Source organism: Pseudomonas sp. D47, assembly GCF_045447305.1.
GTDB lineage: Bacteria > Pseudomonadota > Gammaproteobacteria > Pseudomonadales > Pseudomonadaceae > Aquipseudomonas.
This window is the reverse complement of the sequence record NZ_JBJGXU010000211.1, coordinates 1-310: the sequence shown is the minus strand read 5'-3', so window position 1 is coordinate 310 and position 310 is coordinate 1. Positions and strand designations below refer to the sequence as shown.

Below are 310 nucleotides of genomic sequence, written 5' to 3'. Positions count from 1 at the left end.
TCGCCCCTTGGCGTCGTAGGATTTGAAATGTTCAGCGCCGTCCGGATCAATGCGCTGCACCAGCCGCGCCCGCTGGTCATGGACATAAACTTCCTGGCTACCATCAGTGTTGTAAACCGTAACCTTGCCGCCGTCCTCCCACGCATACCGCGTGTCCATCTGCGAAAAGCTGGCCCAATGCCGAACACAGCGCGCCGCCTTGCCAGACCGCTCCCATTCCCAGAAGAAGCTCGCCCCACCGGCCAACTGCCGCTCAAGAATGACGTGCTGATCGTCGTACCGATAAACCTCACGTTCACCGACGGCATTG

The 310-nt window shown here is 59.7% G+C and carries 1 protein-coding gene; it reads right to left on the bottom strand.

Features of this window, described 5'->3' with window-relative positions:
* Positions 1 to 310 (bottom strand): hypothetical protein (locus ACI77I_RS32270; protein ID WP_407000269.1); only part of this gene is annotated, 310 nt, incomplete at both ends.